General features: G+C 74.9%; 2 protein-coding genes. Both read left to right on the top strand.

Going from position 1 to position 2278, the window contains the following annotated elements; translation table 11 throughout:
* Positions 1 to 1204: fatty acid--CoA ligase family protein (locus AB0J68_RS31175; RefSeq protein ID WP_363942353.1), on the top strand; the 1204-nt coding region annotated here is incomplete at its 5' end.
* A gap of 22 nt (positions 1205 to 1226) precedes the next feature.
* Positions 1227 to 2278, top strand: a 1052-nt coding sequence (locus AB0J68_RS31170) for a beta-ketoacyl-[acyl-carrier-protein] synthase family protein (protein WP_363942351.1), incomplete at its 3' end; no start/stop codon positions are given.

Genomic DNA, 2278 nt, shown 5'->3' with positions numbered 1-2278 from the left:
CGGGCACGACCTGGGCGTACCGCTGCTGGGCACGCCCGCGCAGGCAGGCGCGGGCGACCCGGCCGCGGCCCCGGCGCACTACCGGCACCACCCCGACGACCCGATCGTGATCACCCACACCTCCGGGACGACCGGGGTGCCCAAGGCGGTGCTGCACTCACACGCCAGCCTCTTCGCCGCCACCCGGCACCTGCTCACCATGCCGCAGGCGCAGGGCACCCGCCGGATCCTCAACGCGTTGCCCGCGCCGCACACCGCCACCGTGCTGATGGTCAACCAGGCGCTGGGCAACCGCGCGGAGATGTTCCTCCTGTCCGAGCAGGGCGGCGAGCGGGTGCTCGACGCCATCCAGCGCTGGCGCCCCGACGGGGTGTTCGGTTTCTCGGTCACCTGGGCCGAGCTGGCCCGCTTCGACCTGTCCGGGTACGACCTGGACTCGGTGCGGCTGTGGTTCAACACCGGCGACTGCTCGCACGAGCCGCACATCCGCCGGCTGGTCGCGACCGGCTGGCGGGACACCGTCACCCGCGACGGCGTGGCCCGGGTGCCCGGCTCGGTCTTCATCGACGGGCTGGGCTCCAGCGAGATGGGGCACTCCATGTTCCACGTCACCCACCGCGCCGACACCGACCGGTACGGCCGCTGCATCGGCCGGCCGTACGAGTTCGCCCGGGTCGCGGTGCTCGACGCCGAGGGCGAGCCGGTGCCGGTCGGCGAGGTGGGTTTCCTGGGCGTCGACTCGCCGTCGCTGTTCCGGGGCTACTGGAACGACTCGGTCACCACCTACCGGTTCCGCCAGCGCGGCTGGTACCTCACCGGTGACCTGGTCCGGGCCGACGCCGACGGCCGCTACTACCACCTGGACCGGGCCGTCGACTCGGTCGACGCCGGAGACGGCCGGCGGTTCTTCACCGCCCTGTCCGAGGAGAATATCCTCGCCACCTGCCCGGACGTCACCGACTGCACTGTGGTGATCGTCGCAGAGGCCGGCGGTGTGGCCACCGACGTGCTGCTGGAGTTGGCGGCCGGGGCCGACGAGGCCGAGGACCGCACCGAACGGGTCCGCGCCGCGCTCGGCGCGGACGTCGGCGCCACGCTGCGCCGGGTGGTGCCGGTGCGCTCGGACGACATCCCGGTCACCGTGACCGGCAAGGTCCGCAAGGTGGCCCTGCGCGAGCGCTACCTGAGCGAGGCGTCGTCGTGAGCGGGCGATCCGGAGCGCCGTCGTGACGGCCTTGATCACCGGGATGGGTCTGTTCACCCCGGTCGGGCGGGGCGTCGAGGAGACCTTCGACGCGCTGACCACCGGCCGTTCCGGGCTGACCCGGCCGCCCGACGGGCATCCGGCGCGGGGGTCGCTGGACGTCGCCGGTCTGCTGCCGGACATCGACCCGCGCAGCGTCGTGTCCGGGCCGGAGAGCCGCGTGCTGGACCGGATCGTGGTGCTCGCCCTGCTCGCCGCCGCCGACGCGCTCGCCGACGCCGGCATCGAGGTGGGCCGCGACGTCGATGAGTCCCGGATCGGCGTGATCGTCGGCGGGGTCGGCGGGATGGCCACCCTGGAGACCCAGGTGCTCGCCCGCGCCGCCCGGGGCCGCGCGGCGGTCAGCCCGTACCTGCTCACCGGCATCCTGCCGAACATGCCGGCGGCGCGGATCGCCATCGCGCACGGCATCCGGGGCTACAGCTCGTCGGTCGGCACGGCCTGCGCGTCCGGCGCGCAGGCGGTCGCCGACGCGGTCCGGTTGATCCGGGCGGGGGAGGCCGACGTGGTGGTCTGCGGGGCCAGCGAGGCGCCGCTCTTCCCCACCTTCGCCGACACCTTCGGCAACGCGCGGGCGCTGGCCCGCGCCGGGGACGACCCGTCCCGGGCGAGCCGGCCGTTCGACACGTCCCGCTCCGGGTTCGTGCTGGCCGAGGGCGCGGCGCTGCTGGTGCTCGAACGTGCCGAGCACGCCGCCGCACGCGGTGCCACCGGGTACGCCGAGGTGGCCGGCTACGGCGCGACCACCGACGCGTACCACCCGACCGCCCCGCGCCCCGACGGCGCCGGCGCGGCCGCGTGCATCCGCGGCGCGCTGCGCAGCTCGGGCGTGCCCGCTGCCGCGGTCGGCTACGTCAACGCGCACGGCACCGGCACGAAGCTCGGCGACATCGCCGAGGCCACCGCCCTCGCGGACGTCTTCGGCGACGGCGGCGTGCCGGTTACCTCGTCCGCCATCACCAGCACGAACTCCGTCCGGTTCCGGTCGATTTCGGTGGTGGTCGAGGCGGCCGG

The organism is Micromonospora sp. NPDC049580, from assembly GCF_040675595.1.
GTDB lineage: Bacteria > Actinomycetota > Actinomycetes > Mycobacteriales > Micromonosporaceae > Micromonospora.
This window is presented reverse-complemented; position numbering and strand designations above follow the sequence as displayed.